At 65.1% G+C, this 15,957-nt stretch carries 25 protein-coding genes; 24 read left to right on the top strand and 1 reads right to left on the bottom strand.

Going from position 1 to position 15,957, the window contains the following annotated elements; translation table 11 throughout:
- Positions 1 to 46: 46 nt before the first annotated feature.
- Positions 47 to 628 (bottom strand): hypothetical protein, encoded by a 582-nt coding sequence (locus tag ACIBCN_RS18735; RefSeq protein WP_396992820.1) that lies wholly within the window; start codon positions 626 to 628, stop codon positions 47 to 49.
- A 699-nt stretch (positions 629 to 1,327) separates the two neighbouring features.
- Between ACIBCN_RS18735 and ACIBCN_RS18740 the strand changes: the two genes are divergently transcribed.
- The 24 genes from ACIBCN_RS18740 to ACIBCN_RS18855 all read left to right on the top strand — a co-directional run bounded on the left by ACIBCN_RS18740 (position 1,328) and on the right by ACIBCN_RS18855 (position 15,881).
- Entirely contained in the window at positions 1,328 to 2,041 is a 714-nt protein-coding gene (locus tag ACIBCN_RS18740; RefSeq protein ID WP_396992821.1) for a hypothetical protein, read from the top strand.
- A complete protein-coding gene (locus ACIBCN_RS18745; RefSeq protein ID WP_396992822.1) occupies positions 2,025 to 2,768 on the top strand; it encodes a hypothetical protein in 744 nt (247 codons plus the stop codon). Before ACIBCN_RS18740 ends, ACIBCN_RS18745 begins: the two co-directional genes overlap by 17 nt.
- A gap of 229 nt (positions 2,769 to 2,997) precedes the next feature.
- Entirely contained in the window at positions 2,998 to 3,357 is a 360-nt protein-coding gene (locus ACIBCN_RS18750; RefSeq protein ID WP_396992823.1) for a P27 family phage terminase small subunit, read from the top strand.
- The gene (locus ACIBCN_RS18755) at positions 3,354 to 3,908 is read left to right on the top strand and encodes a hypothetical protein (RefSeq protein ID WP_396992824.1); all 555 of its coding nucleotides are present in this window, start codon (positions 3,354 to 3,356) and stop codon (positions 3,906 to 3,908) included. Before ACIBCN_RS18750 ends, ACIBCN_RS18755 begins: the two co-directional genes overlap by 4 nt.
- On the top strand, positions 3,905 to 5,197 hold the full coding sequence (locus tag ACIBCN_RS18760) for a PBSX family phage terminase large subunit (RefSeq protein ID WP_396992825.1): 1,293 nt from the start codon (positions 3,905 to 3,907) through the stop codon (positions 5,195 to 5,197). Before ACIBCN_RS18755 ends, ACIBCN_RS18760 begins: the two co-directional genes overlap by 4 nt.
- The gene (locus ACIBCN_RS18765; RefSeq protein ID WP_396992826.1) at positions 5,194 to 5,316 is read left to right on the top strand and encodes a hypothetical protein; all 123 of its coding nucleotides are present in this window, start codon (positions 5,194 to 5,196) and stop codon (positions 5,314 to 5,316) included. The genes ACIBCN_RS18760 and ACIBCN_RS18765 overlap by 4 nt, the downstream gene beginning before the upstream one ends.
- Before the next feature lie 292 nt (positions 5,317 to 5,608).
- The gene (locus ACIBCN_RS18770) at positions 5,609 to 5,773 is read left to right on the top strand and encodes a hypothetical protein (protein ID WP_396992827.1); all 165 of its coding nucleotides are present in this window, start codon (positions 5,609 to 5,611) and stop codon (positions 5,771 to 5,773) included.
- Positions 5,774 to 5,800: 27 nt separating this feature from the next.
- A complete protein-coding gene (locus tag ACIBCN_RS18775) occupies positions 5,801 to 7,408 on the top strand; it encodes a phage portal protein (RefSeq protein ID WP_396992828.1) in 1,608 nt (535 codons plus the stop codon).
- A 25-nt stretch (positions 7,409 to 7,433) separates the two neighbouring features.
- Positions 7,434 to 8,561, top strand: a complete 1,128-nt coding sequence (locus ACIBCN_RS18780) for a phage minor capsid protein (RefSeq protein WP_396992829.1) — start codon at positions 7,434 to 7,436, stop codon at positions 8,559 to 8,561.
- A gap of 158 nt (positions 8,562 to 8,719) precedes the next feature.
- The gene (locus ACIBCN_RS18785) at positions 8,720 to 9,463 is read left to right on the top strand and encodes a hypothetical protein (protein WP_396992830.1); all 744 of its coding nucleotides are present in this window, start codon (positions 8,720 to 8,722) and stop codon (positions 9,461 to 9,463) included.
- Positions 9,464 to 9,509: 46 nt separating this feature from the next.
- Positions 9,510 to 10,433, top strand: a complete 924-nt coding sequence (locus ACIBCN_RS18790) for a P22 phage major capsid protein family protein (protein ID WP_396992831.1) — start codon at positions 9,510 to 9,512, stop codon at positions 10,431 to 10,433.
- A gap of 38 nt (positions 10,434 to 10,471) precedes the next feature.
- The gene (locus ACIBCN_RS18795) at positions 10,472 to 10,756 is read left to right on the top strand and encodes a hypothetical protein (RefSeq protein WP_396992832.1); all 285 of its coding nucleotides are present in this window, start codon (positions 10,472 to 10,474) and stop codon (positions 10,754 to 10,756) included.
- Positions 10,753 to 11,097 (top strand): HNH endonuclease, encoded by a 345-nt coding sequence (locus ACIBCN_RS18800; RefSeq protein WP_396992833.1) that lies wholly within the window; start codon positions 10,753 to 10,755, stop codon positions 11,095 to 11,097. The genes ACIBCN_RS18795 and ACIBCN_RS18800 overlap by 4 nt, the downstream gene beginning before the upstream one ends.
- 86 nt (positions 11,098 to 11,183) lie before the next feature.
- Positions 11,184 to 11,519 (top strand): hypothetical protein, encoded by a 336-nt coding sequence (locus ACIBCN_RS18805; protein WP_396992834.1) that lies wholly within the window; start codon positions 11,184 to 11,186, stop codon positions 11,517 to 11,519.
- Positions 11,519 to 11,932: a hypothetical protein gene (locus ACIBCN_RS18810; protein ID WP_396992835.1), complete on the top strand. Its 414-nt coding sequence runs from the start codon at positions 11,519 to 11,521 to the stop codon at positions 11,930 to 11,932. The genes ACIBCN_RS18805 and ACIBCN_RS18810 overlap by 1 nt, the downstream gene beginning before the upstream one ends.
- 63 nt (positions 11,933 to 11,995) lie before the next feature.
- On the top strand, positions 11,996 to 12,589 hold the full coding sequence (locus tag ACIBCN_RS18815; RefSeq protein WP_396992836.1) for a hypothetical protein: 594 nt from the start codon (positions 11,996 to 11,998) through the stop codon (positions 12,587 to 12,589).
- A 21-nt stretch (positions 12,590 to 12,610) separates the two neighbouring features.
- Positions 12,611 to 12,937, top strand: coding sequence for a hypothetical protein (locus tag ACIBCN_RS18820; protein WP_396992837.1), 327 nt, complete (start codon positions 12,611 to 12,613; stop codon positions 12,935 to 12,937).
- Positions 12,938 to 12,941: 4 nt separating this feature from the next.
- Positions 12,942 to 13,238, top strand: coding sequence for a hypothetical protein (locus ACIBCN_RS18825; protein WP_396992838.1), 297 nt, complete (start codon positions 12,942 to 12,944; stop codon positions 13,236 to 13,238).
- Positions 13,235 to 13,657 carry a hypothetical protein gene (locus ACIBCN_RS18830; RefSeq protein ID WP_396992839.1) on the top strand — a complete coding sequence of 141 codons (423 nt, stop codon included), beginning with the start codon at positions 13,235 to 13,237 and terminating at the stop codon, positions 13,655 to 13,657. The genes ACIBCN_RS18825 and ACIBCN_RS18830 overlap by 4 nt, the downstream gene beginning before the upstream one ends.
- Before the next feature lie 57 nt (positions 13,658 to 13,714).
- Positions 13,715 to 14,608, top strand: a complete 894-nt coding sequence (locus tag ACIBCN_RS18835) for an Ig-like domain-containing protein (protein ID WP_396992840.1) — start codon at positions 13,715 to 13,717, stop codon at positions 14,606 to 14,608.
- A gap of 148 nt (positions 14,609 to 14,756) precedes the next feature.
- Complete coding sequence (locus ACIBCN_RS18840) at positions 14,757 to 14,930, top strand: hypothetical protein (RefSeq protein WP_396992841.1); 174 nt, start codon at positions 14,757 to 14,759, stop codon at positions 14,928 to 14,930.
- A complete protein-coding gene (locus ACIBCN_RS18845; RefSeq protein WP_396992842.1) occupies positions 14,927 to 15,070 on the top strand; it encodes a hypothetical protein in 144 nt (47 codons plus the stop codon). The genes ACIBCN_RS18840 and ACIBCN_RS18845 overlap by 4 nt, the downstream gene beginning before the upstream one ends.
- Before the next feature lie 35 nt (positions 15,071 to 15,105).
- Positions 15,106 to 15,438 carry a hypothetical protein gene (locus ACIBCN_RS18850; RefSeq protein WP_396992843.1) on the top strand — a complete coding sequence of 111 codons (333 nt, stop codon included), beginning with the start codon at positions 15,106 to 15,108 and terminating at the stop codon, positions 15,436 to 15,438.
- Between the two features lie 62 nt (positions 15,439 to 15,500).
- Positions 15,501 to 15,881 carry a hypothetical protein gene (locus tag ACIBCN_RS18855; RefSeq protein ID WP_396992844.1) on the top strand — a complete coding sequence of 127 codons (381 nt, stop codon included), beginning with the start codon at positions 15,501 to 15,503 and terminating at the stop codon, positions 15,879 to 15,881.
- Positions 15,882 to 15,957: the final 76 nt, after the last annotated feature.

Below are 15,957 nucleotides of genomic sequence, written 5' to 3' on the forward strand. Positions count from 1 at the left end.
GACCAGGCAGCTAGGAACTGCCTGGTCCCGGCGTCGCGGAGTGGGGTTACGCCGATGCCTTGGCTGGCTCGACGTCATCGAGCAGGGACTCCTGGTAGCCGACGGTGCCGGAGGTGCTGGTGTCCGCGGCTGCGGGCTCCGGCGAGTCCTCCTGTCCGGCGTCGTGGCCGGATCCGGCTGGCAGTCCCCGAGTTTCGGGGTCCAGGGTGGGGGCAGCGTCGGACTCCGGAGAGTCCTTCTCGGCTTCCACGTCACCGTCGGCTGGCTCGGCCGCTGTGTCGGTGCTGTCGTCGGAGAGTTCTTCCTCCTCCAGCACTTCCTCGGTGGCGTTGTCGACCTCGCTGACCTGTTCGTCGTCGGTTCCCTCGGCGATGGGTTCGAGAACCCATTCGGCGACGGACCGGCCGATGTATTCAGCCAGCTGTGCGGGGGTGCGAATTTTGAGGTTCGCCCCCGCCTTGGTGGTGATGTAGTAGCCGGTCTTCTTGGTGTCGACACGCCATTGACCGTCGCGCAGAATCCAGCTCGCGACGACCTGGCGTTTGTCGATCCTCTGCTTTCCCGCCTCTGTGACAGGGGTGCCGACCATGGAATGTTGCAAGTTGCCGTCGACGACGCGTGTACGCACCGCCATATCCCAGCCACATGCAATAAGTGCACCTTGAAGAAAGGCTGCTCCCGTACTCTCTTCCCACGTCAGCCCGTCGAGTTTCCACGGACTGTTCGGCAGTGCGGCGTATTGCATACCGCACGTGGAGCAGATTCCGGGAATCTGTTCGGACTCGGCGTCTTTCGAACCCTTCTTGGGCACGGTTACTCCATTCGATTCGATGGATTGCAGGCCACTGGCCTGCATGAAGTCCGGGAATCACACTATTGAGTTCTCAAGGTACGAATTGGGCGGAAAGGCCTCGGGTAAGAAGTCTCACGGAGTGATGAATCCTGTTGACTTCCCCTGGTGGGTTTCTCTCCCAACAACTATGAATCTACACCATGCATGCCTGATGTCAAATGGTTAATAGAGATCCAAACCACATTTCTATAAAAGTGCAGGTGGGCAACCTAATGTGCATTCCTGGAGAATCTGCCAACAGGCTCTCTGTGCCTCTCACAGCCCAGAAATGGCCCAGCCCTGCCCCAAGCACACCCCAGCAGAATTGCAGCTCTCACAAGCCACACAGAGGGCTGAAACTTGCCAGAGACACCCAGGGGACAACCACAGGCCACCAGGGCAAGCAGAGGGCACCAGGCAACCAGCAGAAAGGGGAGCCACCGTGCCCCAACCACACCCAAACACCACCTGCCGGCCGCACAGGAACGAGGGCCAATGATCACCCTGCCCGGTCGCCCCACCAGCGCCGAGCTGCTCGACCGGCTGGCCGCAGACGCCCGCCCCGTCGTCCTCAACTTCAGCCGCGGCAAAGACTCCCTCGCCGTCTGGATCGAGCTGCACCGCCGCGGAATCCCCGTCATCCCGGTCCACCGCGCCGTCGTGCCCGGCCTGAAGTTCGTGCGCGACGACCTCGACCGCTACGAGCAGTACTTCGGTACCCACATCATCGACGTGCCCTCATACGGTTTTTATCGGATGCTGCGCAACCTGGTCTACCAGCCGCCACAGCGGTGCGCGGTCATCGAAGCCGCTGCATTCCCCGACGTCGGCCGAGACGATTTCGACGACCTGATCCGCACCGTCTACGCAGATCCTGACACCTGGATCGTCGACGGTGTCCGCGCGTCGGACTCGGCGACTCGGCTCATGGCGATGAAGAAGTACGGGCCGATCAAAACCCAGGCCCGCCGCCAATCGGTGCTGTGGGATTGGCAGCGCGCCGAAGTCATGAACGTCATCAACAAGGCGGGGCTCACCCTGGGCCCTGACTACGAGATGTGCGGGCGCAGTTTCGATTCCCTGCGCTACGTGTGGATCTCCCAGATCCGCGACCGCTACCCGCAGGACTGGGAAACCATCCGTTTCTGGTTCCCCCTCATCGACTTGGAAATCATGCGCGTCGAGGAGATGCATGTCGAAGCTGCCTGACGAGATCCGCGCCAAGCTCATCGGCGGGGGCTCTCCCGTCAAACCCAGCCGTGCCGACCTGAAAGCGGCATTCGCGAAAACCCCGCCCCCCGACCCGTTCACGGCCGAGGAACGCGCCCGCAAGAACGAACTCAACGCCAGTGGCGGCGGCTTGTCCGGCGCATCCAAGGCGTGGGCGGAGAAGTTCGACCGCATCAACGACAGCGAATTCTGGATCGCGCTGTGCTTCCGCACCCCAGCAGCGAGAACCCGGTTCCTCACCCACCTGGGCATCGCAGAGTCCGGCGTCGAACTGGTCAACGGCGACACTGTCGCCGCTAAGCTCGGCGTCGCACTCGATCAGACCGCCGCCGGTGCCGACGACGTACGCGCCAAACTGCGAACGGCTACCGCGAGGCTGAAAGTCTCCCGCGACGAAATCCGCAACGCGCTGCAGATGCGACCTCACCCCGATCCGCTCGCCGATACCGCCGACCACCCCGATGATCTCGAAGCCGAGGCTGCCGCCGAGTTGGCGGCGCTGGCCTCGCACCTCGCGGCACCCTCGCAAGCCTGGTACGAGCGATTCGGCACCACGCTGGATTCTCCCCACTGGGTGGCGGTGTGCTTCCGCGACCGGGCGGAGAAAGAGCGCTTCCTCAACCTGACCGGGCTCATCCAGCTCGGTGACAAATACCTCGACGGGGACAAGGCCGCGATCGTGCTCGACATCGACCTCGGCGCCTGAACCCGGTTCCCGCGACTCGTGAAAGGAGGGAAAAGACCATGCGTAACGGATTTGCGCGTCTCGGCCAGCGTCTGCGCGGAGTCTTCCGCCGCGGCGGCGGCCGCAACCGCGGAGCTAGCTCGTCTGCCGGTGGCCGCGTGTACACCAGCTGACCGACAGCGTGGCCGCCGTGGATCACATCCATGGCGGCCACGCCCGGACCTCACCGTCTCATCGAAAGAATCCGGTCGTGAACCTGCCCGCCGACTATCCGGTCATCCCACTGCATCGGCCCCCCGCCGCCGGCCCCGACCACGACGCGGTCGACGCTGCCCCGGAGCCGCCGGAATGGATGACGAGCAACGGCCGCGACGCCTGGCAACGCCTCACCCTCCACGTGCAGGTGACCGCGACAAACCGCGACGAGTTCGCTGCCTACTGCGAAGCCATCGCCGAGTTCCGTGAGTCCACCGAAATCATCAGCGAGACAGGGTTGTTGATCCTCGACCCGGCGTCCGGGCAGCCCGCACCGAACCCGGTCACCATGGTCCGAGACCGCGCCGACGCCAAGATCGCCCGCTGGGCACAGCGGTTCCGGGGCCAGCAGTGACCGCCGGGGCGCGCAGGCCTCGCGGCGGCCGCCCCACCCTCACCGACGCCGACAAACAACACATCGTCACCCTGCACGGACAAGGGAAGGGCCGCAACGAGATCGCCGCCGAACTCGGCGTCAATCCGCGCACCATCACCTATTGGGCGGAGAAGCTGAAACTGCGCTTCGACGCCACTCAGACCGCCGCCGCGACCGCCGCGCGACTCGAGCAGCTCAAAGCCCAGCGGATCGGCATGGCCGAGCAGTTGGCGGCGAAACTCCCTGTCCTGCATGACCGGATGTGGCAGACGCACACCACCTACGAACGAGGCACCGGCCCGTCCGGTGCACCGATCCTGATCCCGGTCACCCTGCCGCTGCCCCCGTTGCGTGATGTCCGCGAGGGCTACACCGCGTACTCGATGGCGTTACGCAGCTTCACCGAACTGATCGACAGCCAAGCCAACGAAACTGTCGCCTCCGATCGATCCATGCTGGGCGACCTGTTCGGCCGCCTCAAGGACGCGGTCGACACCGACCGAGCAGGAGGGGAGCCGACACCACCGTGACCCGTTTGCTCGACGATCTACCGATCTCACGGAAACAAGCGGTCAGCATCGTCGAAGCCGATGGCCGCGCGAACATCTGGGACGGCGCGATCCGCTCCGGCAAGACCATTTCCAGCATTCTGCGATGGCAGATGTTCGTCGCCGACCCGCCCCCCGGCGGGCAGCTGGTGATGGTCGGGCGCACCCGAGACTCGCTGGCCCGCAACGTCATCGAACCGATGCTCGACCCGGCCCTGTTCGGACCGCTGGCATCGCGCGTCTCCTACACCTTCGGTGCACCCTTCGCGACCATCCTCGGCCGCCGCGTCTACATGCTCGGCGCTCACGACGTGGCCGCAGAGAAGGGTCTGCGCGGTCTCACGGTCGCCGGGGCCTATGTCGATGAGATCACCGTCATCGAGCAAGGCTTCTTCAAACAGCTGCTGGGGCGTATGTCGCTCGATGATTCGCGGCTGTTCGGCACCACCAACCCCGATTCGCCGTATCACTGGTTGAAACAGGACTTCCTCAACCGGATCACGACCGGCGAACTGCCGGACTGGCGAACCTGGCGGTTCACCCTCGATGACAACCCCGCCCTGAGCCAGACGAAAAAGGACCAGTACAAACGGGAATACACCGGCCTGTGGTTTCGACGGTTCGTCCAGGGTGAATGGGTCGCCGCTGAGGGCGCGGTCTATGACATGTGGGAGCCGGACCGTCACGTCGTGGCCTGGGATCAGCTGCCGCAGATGGCCGAGATCCTGGCGCTGGGCATCGACTACGGAACCACCAACCCCACCTCGGCGATCCTGCTCGGCGTCGGCGTAGACAGCCGCCTGTACCTGATCGACGAATTCCGGCACGAGGCCGCCTCGGATGCGGCCCGCCTCACCGATCAGCAACTGTCCCAACGGTTGCGGACCTGGCTGCCGCGCCAACACCTACCCGGCACGAACACAATCGCGACACCAGAGGCGATAATCGTCGACCCCGCCGCCGCGTCATTCCGAGTGCAGCTGCTCGAAGACGACATCACCAGCCATCCGGCGAACAACGAAGTGCTCTACGGGATTCGGCTGCTGTCCTCACTGCTCGGCGCGGATCTGCTGCGTGTCTCCGACCGCTGCACCGGGTTCATCGGAGAGGTCACCGGCTACGCCTGGGATTCGAGCGCCACCGAGCAAGGCGTCGACGCCCCGATCAAGGTCAACGACCACTCACTCGACGCCGCCCGCTATGCGATCACCACCACCGAGCGGCGTTGGCGTCAGCACGTCCGCTTCGACACCGTGCCCACCACCTCATGACCGGCACGACACCACACCTCGGAGAGGAGGTGAAACCCATGCTCACCGTCGCCGCAGACCTGCTCAAGCTCCTGTTCGACCTGCTGCCGATCGTCGGCCCGCTGTTCGGCTCCGCCTAACCCCCAGCGCGGCACTGGGTCACCACCGCCGCACCCACAACTGAATAGCGCCGTGCCCCGGCCCGCGAACGCCGTCCCTACCGCGCCGCGGGCCGGGTACGGGCACACCTGATGTCCGAAACCGTCTGGGGGCAACCGTGTTCCGTCGCATACGAGTCAAGGTCGGCCTGCTGCTGATGAAACACGGCATGCGGATGAGCGGGCATTGGCCCCACCGTGCCAAGCCCATAACACCTGGGTCGATTTGGCTGCCGCACGTGCCCGCCGTCCCCCTCAACACAGGAGCACACCATTGAACTCGACTCCCCACAATCCGACGCTGATCCCCACGATCGAGGACACCCGCACCGCGGACGCTCACACCGATGATGCCGCCGCCGAGGGCGGCGTCCTCGCCGTCGACGTGAAGGTCGTCTACCCCGTTCGCGACGGCTCCCACCCTGTCCACGTCGCCTAGTCGCTCTGTCGCGAAAGGACCACCGTAATGGCGCTTCCCGATGGAGGTGGCAAATGGCCACCCAAGCCATTCGACCGCGCCGCGAAAGACATGGCGGTGTGGAATGCCTGGTACACCGGCAACTTGACCGACCTCGAGACGATCTACATTCAGAACTCGGCCATGCGGCCCACGATCCTGCCCGGCGGCATCCTCGGCCGGATCCAGCGCTTCTTCTGGGGCCGCGCCGAGCAGCCTTCCTCGACAAAACTGCACCTGCCCGCCCCCGCCGATTTGGCGCGAGCCTCGGCGGATCTCCTGTTCGCGCAACCACCGTCATGGAAGATCGCCGACGACGACACCACCATCAAACGTGTCGTGGCACAGAAGCGGCTCGACCTGATCTGCGCCTCCGACGAGGCAGTAGCGAGCCTGCTCGAGGCGGCCGAGTTGTGTTCGGCGCTCGGCGGCACCTACATGCGCTGCTGGTGGGATACCAGCATCGCCGACAATGTCGTGCTCGACGCGGTCTCCGCCGACTGCGCAGTGCCGAGCTGGCGATACAACCGGCTCGAAGCGGTCACGTTCTGGACCACCACTTACTCCGACGCCTCCGGCCCGGTCGTGCGTCACCTCGAACGCCACGAACGTGGCCGCATCCTGCACGGCCTCTACCTCGGCGACCACGGCAACCTCGGCCGCCGGATCCCGCTGACCGAATCCCCTGAAACCGCATGGGCCGCCGAACTCGTCGACACCGACGGCGCCATCGCGACCGGGGTGAACCAGTTGACGGCCGCCTACATCCCCAACGTGCGTCCCAACCGCGGCTACCGCACCACCCCTGGCCTCACCCAGCTCGGCAGATCGGACTACGACCAACTCGAGCAATGGTTCGACGCATTGGACGAGGTGTACACGAGCTGGATGCGTGACATTCGAGTCGGCAAAGCCCGACTGTTCGTCGATGAGAACCTGCTCAAGACAGCGAAACCCGGTCAGGGCGGCACCTGGGACACCGAACAGGAAGTGTTCACCGCGCTCCGCGCCGGACTCGGATCCGCGGCCGACACCGGAAACGGCGTGCAGGCCAACCAGTTCGCCATCAGATGGCAAGAACACTCCCAAACCGCGGCCGAGCTGCTCAACGTCGTGCTGCGCGCAGCGGGATTGTCGGCCAACAACTTCAGCGACAATGCCCTCACCGTCGGCGTCATGACCGCCACCGAGGTTCAGTCCCGCGACAAGCTCTCCGAACGCACCCGCGCCCGCAAGATCTCGCTATGGCGGGCGGCGCTGCGGCGGCTAGCGCACACCGCCTTGCAGATCGACGCCAACATGTTCAAAACGGGTGTCCAGTTGTCCGAGCTGCCGGAGATGAAATTCCCCACCCGCTCGTCGGTGACACCGAGCGAGATAGCCAACACCATTGCCGCTCTGGCTGGCGCACAAGCAATTTCGACCTACCAGATGGTGGTTGAACAGCATCCGGACTGGTCGACCGAGGAAGTCAACGCCGAGGTAAAACGGATCATCAGCGAACGAAAGGCGACGGCCGCCGCCAGCCTGCCGGACCCCACGAATATCGGCTGGCCCGGCGACGGCGACCCCGACACCAGCGACGACCAGGACAACGAAGACGTCACCGCCGCATAGCACCAAACCTGAAGGGGGACAGGCGATGCCGATGGACCCCGGCCAGGCCAGCCTGCTCACGCACACAGTCGCCGACATCTACGCTGACGCCGAGCAACAGCTGATCGATCTGACCGCCCGCTACGCCAGCCAAGGCGTCGACGGCCCACAATGGTCCACGCACCAACGCACCCAAATCGCCCGCTTCCGGGCCGCCGTCACCCAACTTCTGCACCAACTGGGCAATACCTCCGCCAACCGGATCCGTTCCGCCGTCCTCGAAGCCGCAACCATCGGCGACCGAGCCGCGCTAGCCGACCTCAGGCGGCGGCTCCCGGACTCCGCGGTCCGGCACTCCTCCACGATCGACCCCGCCGCGATACATGCCCTGGCCGTCGACACCATCCGCGCCATCACCGGCACACATCCGCGCATCCTGCGATCAGCAGAAGACCACTACCGCCACATCATCACCCAGGTAACAGGTCGCACGGTTACCGGCATCGTCACCGTGCGCCAAGCCCTGCAACAAGCACTCGACCGGTTCGCGTCTGCCGGTATCGAGGGATTCACCGACACCGCTGGCCGCCGATGGAGCATGGACACCTACGCCGAAGTGGCGATCCGCACTGCCCTCGTGCGCGCTCTCAACGCCGGGCACGCAGCACGGCTGGTCGCCGCGGGCCACGATCTCGTGGTCGTGTCCGCTCATCCGCGCCCGGCGCCGCAGTGCCGACCCTACGAGGGGCAGGTCCTCTCGCTGACCGGCCGCACCCCCAACGGGCCGAGAACACTGCCCGCCGGCCTCGGCACGGGCAATGCGACTGTGGTCGTGGTGGCGTCGCTGGCCGAAGCCCAGGCGCGCGGACTGCATCACCCCAACTGTCGGCACCGATACACGGTATGGCGGCCGGGGCTGCGGCTTCCGGATATACCGCCCGACGACCCACAGGGTTACCGCGACGAACAGCGGTTGCGTGCCCTCGAACGTCGGGCGCGGGCCGCCCGCCGCGTCCAGGCCACCGCCATCACCCCTGCCGCAGCGCGCGCCGCGCACGATCGCGTCGCTGCCGTCGAAGCTGCGATCACCGCCCACGTCGCAACATCCGGTGTGCAGCGTCAGCGTTGGCGTGAACGGCCCCGCGTGGCAAGCACTTTCAGACGTCCCGCGTGATTCGACCTCGCCGGTCCGGTACCGCCTGACCAGCCTCACGCGCTCACCCCTGACGGCCAGATGCCGGGAAGGGATCTCTTGTTCACCACACCCAGTGCCGCCTTCGATGGGCGCGCACGGGGTGTCTTCGGCCGCCTGATGCGGCAGAAGGGTAACGCATGTCAACCACCACAGTCCCTCCCGAACCCCTGGACAGGGTCGACGCCGCCGATGCGGCTGTCGCACAACCTGATCCGAACCCTGCAACTCCAGCAGCCTCGGCGGCCGAGCCCGCCACTGCCGATGCGCCCGTCCCGTCCAGCGAGGGGGAGCGCATGTTCCCCATCTCCTATGTGAAGGAGTTGCGCGACGAGGCAGCGAAGAATCGGCGCGAACTTCAGCAAGCAATCACCGACTCCGAAGCCGCCGCCCGCCAAGCCGCCGAAGACGCGGCATCCGCGGTCCGTGAAGAACTTGCCCAGAGCCTGGGCAAGGCCCTCGGCCTGGTCGGAGACGAAGTCCCGCCAGATCCGCAGGTACTGCTGGAACAAGCCAGCGTGAAAGCGCAAGAAGCCCAGCAGCTTTCGGAGAAGCACGCAAACGACGCGCGCCAGGCCAAGGTTGAGCTGGCACTGTATCGGGCCGCTGATGCGGCCGGAGCCGACGCGAGCGCGCTACTCGATTCCCGGTCGTTCCTGTCCGACGTCGCCGAACTCGATCCGACCGCAAAGGATTTCGCGGCTCAGGTGATTGCGGCGATCGAGAAAGCGATCGAAGCGAACCCGCGGATGAAGCGTGCGGCTGCGCCTCTATCCCGTAGCGGCGGTGACCTATCGGCAGGCCCGGCAGGTGCGAATCCCATCACTGACGACACCTCGGTGGACGCGCTCCGTAAGGCGCGCAAGGACCGGCGCGGCCGGTAGCGGGCACACGAAAACAACTGAATAACAACTGAATAGGAGCGCCCCTGTGGCGAACGCCCTGCTTACCCCACAGATGATCGCCCGGCAGGCACTGGCGACCCTCTACGAGACGCTGTTGATGCAGTCGCTGGTCTACACCGACCTCAGCACGGAGTTCACGACTCAGAAGATCGGCAACGTCGTCAATGTCCGCAAGCCTGCCGTCTTCGTCGCCAACAAGTTCAACCGGGCGACCGGCATCCAGCTGCAGGACGCGACAGAGGACAAGATCCCGATCGCGCTGGACCAGATCGCGGACGTGTCGTTCGCGGTCACCAGCGAGGAGCTGACCCTGTCCATCATCGACTTCGACAGCCAGCTGCTGTCTCCGGCGATGATGGCGATCGCACAGCGGATCGACCGCGACCTGCTCGCACTGCGCAACGACATCACCCAAAAGGCCGGCCTCAGCGGGCAAGTCGGCAACGAATGGTCCAAACCCGAAGTCCTCATCGAGGCCGGGCGGCAGCTCGAGCTGATGAACGTCCCCGACGACGACCGAGCCGCGGTTGTCGGACCGACCACCAAGGCGAAGTGGCTCAACAGCGACGTGCTGAAGCTGGCCCAGAACTCCGGCTCAACCGAGGCCCTGCGCCGCGGCTCGATCGGCAACGACCTGTTCGGCTTCTCGGCGTACTCGACCCAGAATGTCGGGCAGCCGTCCGCGACCCCGGCCGCCGGGCAGCCCCAAACTGAAGTCGGTCTCGCGTTCCACCGCACCGCATTCGCATTCGTCTCCGCGCCGCTGGAGATCGCGCCCGGCAGCTTCGCGGCCGTCGAGGCATACCGCGGCTTGAGCATCCGAGTGGCCTACGCCTACGACATCAACAAGAAGCAGACCACGGTCAGCATCGACACCCTCTACGGGGTCAAGACACTGGACAAGAACCGTGCGGTGCTGCTCAAGGGCGACGACAAGCCCGGGGCCTAACGGTGCCGACGTATCGCGAAGTCACCACGGGCCAGGTCGTGACCGTCGAGGACGATCCCTCGTATTTCACGCCCCTGGCCCGATGGGAACGCGTCGAGGAGGAGCCCAGCGTTCCAGCACAACCAGAGCCCGCTACCCACACCCAGAACCCTGACCCGATTGCGCCGCCACCGATCCCGATGCCTGCGCCTGGCGCCGATCGCGAGGTCTGGGTAGCGTACGCGCTCGCACATGGCAAGACCGCGGCCGATATCAAGAATGTCAAGACCACGGTGATCGCCAAGTGGTTCGCCACACCCACCGAAAACGAATCGGGCCGGTGAGGTCGACCGGCCCCACCGCTGATGTACGTGATCAGGTCGCCGAACGGTCGGCCGGGTTGTGCGAACGGTGCGGCCAGGAGTGGGCAGCACAAATCCATCATCGCCGCCCGCGCGGCGCCGGAGGCTCCCGATTGCCCGACACCAACAGCCTGAGCAACCTCCTACACATCTGCGCTCAGTGCCACGCCTGGATCGAGTCGTTTCGCGAGCAGGCGCTGGCGTTGGGCTGGCTTGTCCGGCAGGGGAATTCGCCCGCTGAGATTCCGGTCTCCTACCGCGGCGAACTGCGGTGGCTCCAACCTGACGGCGGCGTCGACTACCACGCCGCTGACGCCGTATAGGAGCACCGGACACGTACACCGGTCTGTGGAGAGCATCGGCGCACGCAACAACCCTTGACCACGAAATCTGAGCAGCGAGACAACAAATGGGCCTTTCATCCACCGAGGTAACTTTCACCCGACATGCGCTGCACCGGATCCTCGACATGGGTCTCGATGCGCAAGACGTGGTGCGATGTGCGAGCGCTCCGGACCTCACTCGAAAATGCGCACGGCACCCCGAGTTCACGTACTTCCACAGTGACCAGATCACGTTGAGCGTCGTTGAACGCCCGGACGGATCGATCCGGGTAATCACCGTGCTGTGGCGCACCCCTGAACAGTGGCAGACGGATCTGGAACGGGGCGAGTACGCAGGCCGAAAGCTACGGCGTCAGAGCCGAACCCAGCTCGATACCCGTGTGCCGGTTGTCGTCCGGTGATGCTGATCTACGCCACCGCCGCCGACCTGGCCCCGGAATGGCTGGCAACAGCACCGGCGAACGCCGCCATGCTCATCCGCTACGCAAGCATCCGCATCGGCTACGCCACCCGCTTCGCTCGCTACGACGCCGACGACACCGGCCTACCCACCGCCCCCGCAGTCCGGGCCGCGATGCGCGATGCCGTGTGCGCCCAGGTCGCCGAGTGGTCCACCGCGAAGATCGACCCGGCCGCCGGCACCGCCGGGCAAGCGCCGGTCATCGCTTCTCAATCCGTGCCCGGCGGGTCGGTCACCTACGCGACCGGCTTGACCCAGCAACAACAGGCCGACGCGGTCACCGAACTGTGCGACACCGCTCGGGAGATCCTTTCCACCGCCGGGCTGATCTCAACTGAACCGAGAATGTTGTGACAGGCCCACCGCACACCTTCTTCACCTGAATCCCCGTCTTACACAACTGAATATGAGGTCCTCATGGCATTCGGAATCGTCACTGTAACCGGCATCCCGTACGTACTGACCTATCACATCCCCGGTTTCGTCCGGATCGACGAGATGCGTCAGCTCAGCGGCATCGACGGAACGTGTGAGTTCACGTTCGTCTACGACGACACCAAGCTGCACGAGATATCCGAGGTGCTCATCAGTTCCGACTACTACCCGGAACGCCCGCCGATCGTCCTAGACCACCGGCTCGGCACCGTCCACCTCACCGACGGATCCCGCTGGTACGTGTACTGGTACGCCCGCCCCGTGCCGCCTGAATACGACGGGGTCAGCCTGATGGTGGTTGCCGACAAGCTGGACCGCTTGGACTTCTACGTTCCCGGATTCCTGCGCATCGACCAGTTCCGGCAGCTCGATGATGATCGGCTCGAGTTACACGTCATCTACGACCCGAAGCGCACCGGCGAAGTCCATCACCTCAAGTTCAAGAACGGGGGCATCGACCCCGACCCGACTCCAGCCCCGACCACGCTGGGCATCGTGTACCCCCGCCGATATGGCGGCTGGTACTACCTGCGTTACGAGGACACTCTCGTCGCGCTGCCCGCGACGAAGAGCTGACCCTCCGCGGAATCCACCGTTGTGACAGACCTGTATTTCACGGCGGGGGTGATGCTGACCGTGCTGCGCGCACCAGCATTGGACCCGCACGGGGACGGGGACTACGCCGAGCACCATCAAATCGGGCCCGCCGACATCCCGGTCACCTCCAGTAGTGATCTGCGGGTTGGTGATTCCCGCGCCACCCGCACGGTGCCGGTACGCATCCCCGCTGGCCAAGATATCCGGTTCACCGATCGGGTGCGGTTGCCGGGCGGGACGGTCTGTGCGGTCACTTCTCACCCCGACACTCCCGCCAACCCGTTCACAGGGTGGCGGCCGTTCACGTATTTCACGCTGGAGGGCTGAACCGATGCGTTACTCCTCCGAAGGGGCGGACTTCAGCCAGGCACTGCGCTCTGCCGCTGTCAAGCGGCTGGTCCACCGTAAAGCTGAGGCAGGGGCGGCATTCTGGCAAGCCAACTCCCGGGCGCGCACCGGATACAACGCCTCCCACGTCCGGGTTATCTCCACGCTCTCCAATGGCAAGGAGATCGCGGTGATCCACGCGTGGGGGTATTACGCGAAGTGGCGGGAGCTCGGTACACGCTGGAATCAGCCTGAGCGGGTCCTCTATCGCGCCCGTCCCATCATCAAGGCCACCCCATGACCGCCCCCTACCCGGCGCCGGGGGAGTTCCCGGACTTCGAGCAAGTGCTCATCGACCTGCTGACCCCCATCGCCTACACCTGTACGAGCCTGCCCACCGATGAGACGGCGTTCAACGCTGCGCTGCCGTTGATTTGGGCTCGCCGCACAGGCGGGGGCATCGATGAGGACCAGGTCCTCGACAGCGCGGTCATGCAAGTGGATGTGTTCTCCCACAGGCGCTCTGACTCCCAAGCGTTGGGGAGACGGATCACCCGCGCACTCCTGGCCGCCGCCGGTACACGCGTGGCCGGGGTGCTCATCGACTGGGCGGAGCAGCTGACTGGCGGCGCGGGTGGCATCGAAACCCAGGACATCGATCCTCTCAATCGAGTCGCGCAGCTGGGGTTCCGTCTGGACGCGCGCCGCCAATTCCCCTGACCCCCAGCATCCCTCACACTTTCCGCCTCGTGGCCGATTGAAGGAGAACAACCAAACATGGATTTCGCGCTGCTCAAGAAGGCCAAGGCGCAGCTGCTACTCAAGCCGTTGGACGCCGTCATCTTCCTGGCACCCTGGTACACCGCCGCACCGGCCCAGTTCACCGACGCCACCACCGGGTTGCAGACGCTACCCACCACATACAACTCCGTTGGGCTGATCAGCAAGAAGGACGGCATCGCCTTCGCCCGCAACATCGAGACCGGCACCATCGACTCCTTCGGTGAGCTGGAACCGACCCGCATGGACATCACCGGAGACTCCACCACCCTGTCGTTCACACCACAGGAAACCAACAAAACCGTGTTGCAGCTGACCACCGGCGCGGACCTGTCCGCGGCAACCGCCAACGCCGACTCCGGTGAAGTGTTCTTCGCCCAGCCCTCCGCACCGCAGGTGACGTTCTACTCGTGCATCGTGATCGGCCGAGATGGTGACGACACCAACCCCATCTACGTGTTCAAGGTGCTGCCCAAGGTCGCGCTGTCCAAGGCCGACGGCGAAACCTGGTCCAAGGATTCCAGCGCCGCCCAGAAGATCACGCTGACCGCTTTCCGCGACGCCACCGCCGGATACTCGGTCGGTCACGGATTCGGCGGCCGTGGATGGAAGCGCATCCTGCAAGACGCCGGGTTCGACTTCAAGGTCACCGCGATCACCGTCACCCCCACCACGTTGCCGATCACGGCGGGCGCGGACTCCAACGCGCTGGTAGTCAAGGACCAAGCCCTGAACGTGATTCCCAATTCCAAGGTCGCGTTCACCACCTCGGCGGACAACAAAGCCACCGTGACCACTGCCGGTGTGGTTCATGGCGTCGCCGCCGGCACTGCAACGATCACCGCCACCTATCAGGGCAAGACCTCGATCTGCACGGTCACCGTCGCCTAAATCCACTGCCCCCATGCCTATTTCGCGCCCACAACTGAACTTCGGGTGTTCGCTGACCGCCCCGCGATCCTGGGCCCGCGCCGTGCTTCTCCGGTCCCAGCGCGGGCGCACACCCCTTTCTCTGACCGGAGAAGACAAGGCAGCCAACATGTCCGAAGAATTCGCCCAGGTCGTGGTAGTCAAGGACGGTCACGAGTACGTCGCGCAAACCCCTGCCGCACTGATCAATGCCCTCTACGGGCAGGGATACACCGTCAAGGAACCCGACGCGCCGCGACCGACCACCACCGAGAAGTCCGCGCCCTCCAAGGCGGCCAAATGAGCGCGCCCGCCCGCCCCACGCCCGCCTCGCGCCCTGGGATGACGCCGCCGCTGACCCCGTCCCCGCACCCGCGCCCCGCGCCGGTAGGCCCCCACAATCCGGTGCTACCCGCCCCGTTCCAGCCGATCCGCAAGATCTGAACCCCTTCCCTCGCAACACGACCGGAGACCAAACCGTGAGCAATAACCCCACCAAGAAGGCTGGCCAGTCCGACGAGGGTCGCCTGTGGGAGATTCAGCAGGAACTAGCCGCGCGCCGCCGTGGCCCCTACGTGCTGACCGCTGATATCTCGATCCAGCCCCTTACTCGCCGTCAGGCCAAAGCGATTCGTGCAGCGACCAACGAGGACGACCAGCTGCGCATCCTGCTCGGAGACCAGCACGACGCGATCGAAGCACTCTTCGATGACCGTCCGCTCGATGAGTGGGTCATGTTCCAGCGCGACCTGCAAAACCACTTCTATGGTGACGGTGCTTCGGAGCTGCCGGGGGGATCGGTGGGCTCGTAGGTTTCTGGGATCGGTTCGGGCCCGCCCTGGAGTATGACCTGCACCAGCAACTGCACCTGGATGTGCGGGACTGCTGGGGCGGTGGCCTGGATTGGCGCACCGTGTGGCGGCTCAAAGAGCGACTACCGCGCGAATCCCACTACAAGACCGCCCTCGCGATGGACCGCGACCTCGCCGAGGTCGCGGCGCGTGAACCCGAACCCGAACCCGGCGGCCTCGAGCCACCCAGCCCCTTGGGCTACACGCTCGACACCTACCTGCTGCTGACGTTGATCGACTGCGTGCAAGGCGTCCAGGCGGCGGTGATCGCCTCCACGGGCACCACTCCACCTACTCCTCAGCCGATGCCGCGCCCGATCACCATGCTCGAGCGTGTCCGCGAAGAACAGTGGCGACACCGGATGGACCGCATGACCGCTTTGTTCGCCCCACACGAAGTCTAACCCTGCGCTGAAAGCGTTGGGACACAACTGAATATCGAGAGGTCTTCTGTGACCGACTACGGCGCTTTCAACGCTG

The organism is Nocardia sp. NPDC051052, from assembly GCF_044456045.1.
Lineage (GTDB): Bacteria > Actinomycetota > Actinomycetes > Mycobacteriales > Mycobacteriaceae > Nocardia.

Coding starts and splice junctions, on each gene's coding strand:
- ACIBCN_RS18740 (WP_396992821.1), top strand. CDS start 1,328: ATGATCACCCTGCCCGGTCGCCCCACCAGCGCCGAGCTGCTCGACCGG.
- ACIBCN_RS18745 (WP_396992822.1), top strand. CDS start 2,025: ATGTCGAAGCTGCCTGACGAGATCCGCGCCAAGCTCATCGGCGGGGGC.
- ACIBCN_RS18765 (WP_396992826.1), top strand. CDS start 5,194: ATGACCGGCACGACACCACACCTCGGAGAGGAGGTGAAACCCATGCTC.
- ACIBCN_RS18775 (WP_396992828.1), top strand. CDS start 5,801: ATGGCGCTTCCCGATGGAGGTGGCAAATGGCCACCCAAGCCATTCGAC.
- ACIBCN_RS18780 (WP_396992829.1), top strand. CDS start 7,434: ATGCCGATGGACCCCGGCCAGGCCAGCCTGCTCACGCACACAGTCGCC.
- ACIBCN_RS18785 (WP_396992830.1), top strand. CDS start 8,720: ATGTCAACCACCACAGTCCCTCCCGAACCCCTGGACAGGGTCGACGCC.
- ACIBCN_RS18805 (WP_396992834.1), top strand. CDS start 11,184: ATGGGCCTTTCATCCACCGAGGTAACTTTCACCCGACATGCGCTGCAC.
- ACIBCN_RS18810 (WP_396992835.1), top strand. CDS start 11,519: ATGCTGATCTACGCCACCGCCGCCGACCTGGCCCCGGAATGGCTGGCA.
- ACIBCN_RS18815 (WP_396992836.1), top strand. CDS start 11,996: ATGGCATTCGGAATCGTCACTGTAACCGGCATCCCGTACGTACTGACC.
- ACIBCN_RS18825 (WP_396992838.1), top strand. CDS start 12,942: ATGCGTTACTCCTCCGAAGGGGCGGACTTCAGCCAGGCACTGCGCTCT.
- ACIBCN_RS18830 (WP_396992839.1), top strand. CDS start 13,235: ATGACCGCCCCCTACCCGGCGCCGGGGGAGTTCCCGGACTTCGAGCAA.
- ACIBCN_RS18835 (WP_396992840.1), top strand. CDS start 13,715: ATGGATTTCGCGCTGCTCAAGAAGGCCAAGGCGCAGCTGCTACTCAAG.
- ACIBCN_RS18840 (WP_396992841.1), top strand. CDS start 14,757: ATGTCCGAAGAATTCGCCCAGGTCGTGGTAGTCAAGGACGGTCACGAG.
- ACIBCN_RS18845 (WP_396992842.1), top strand. CDS start 14,927: ATGAGCGCGCCCGCCCGCCCCACGCCCGCCTCGCGCCCTGGGATGACG.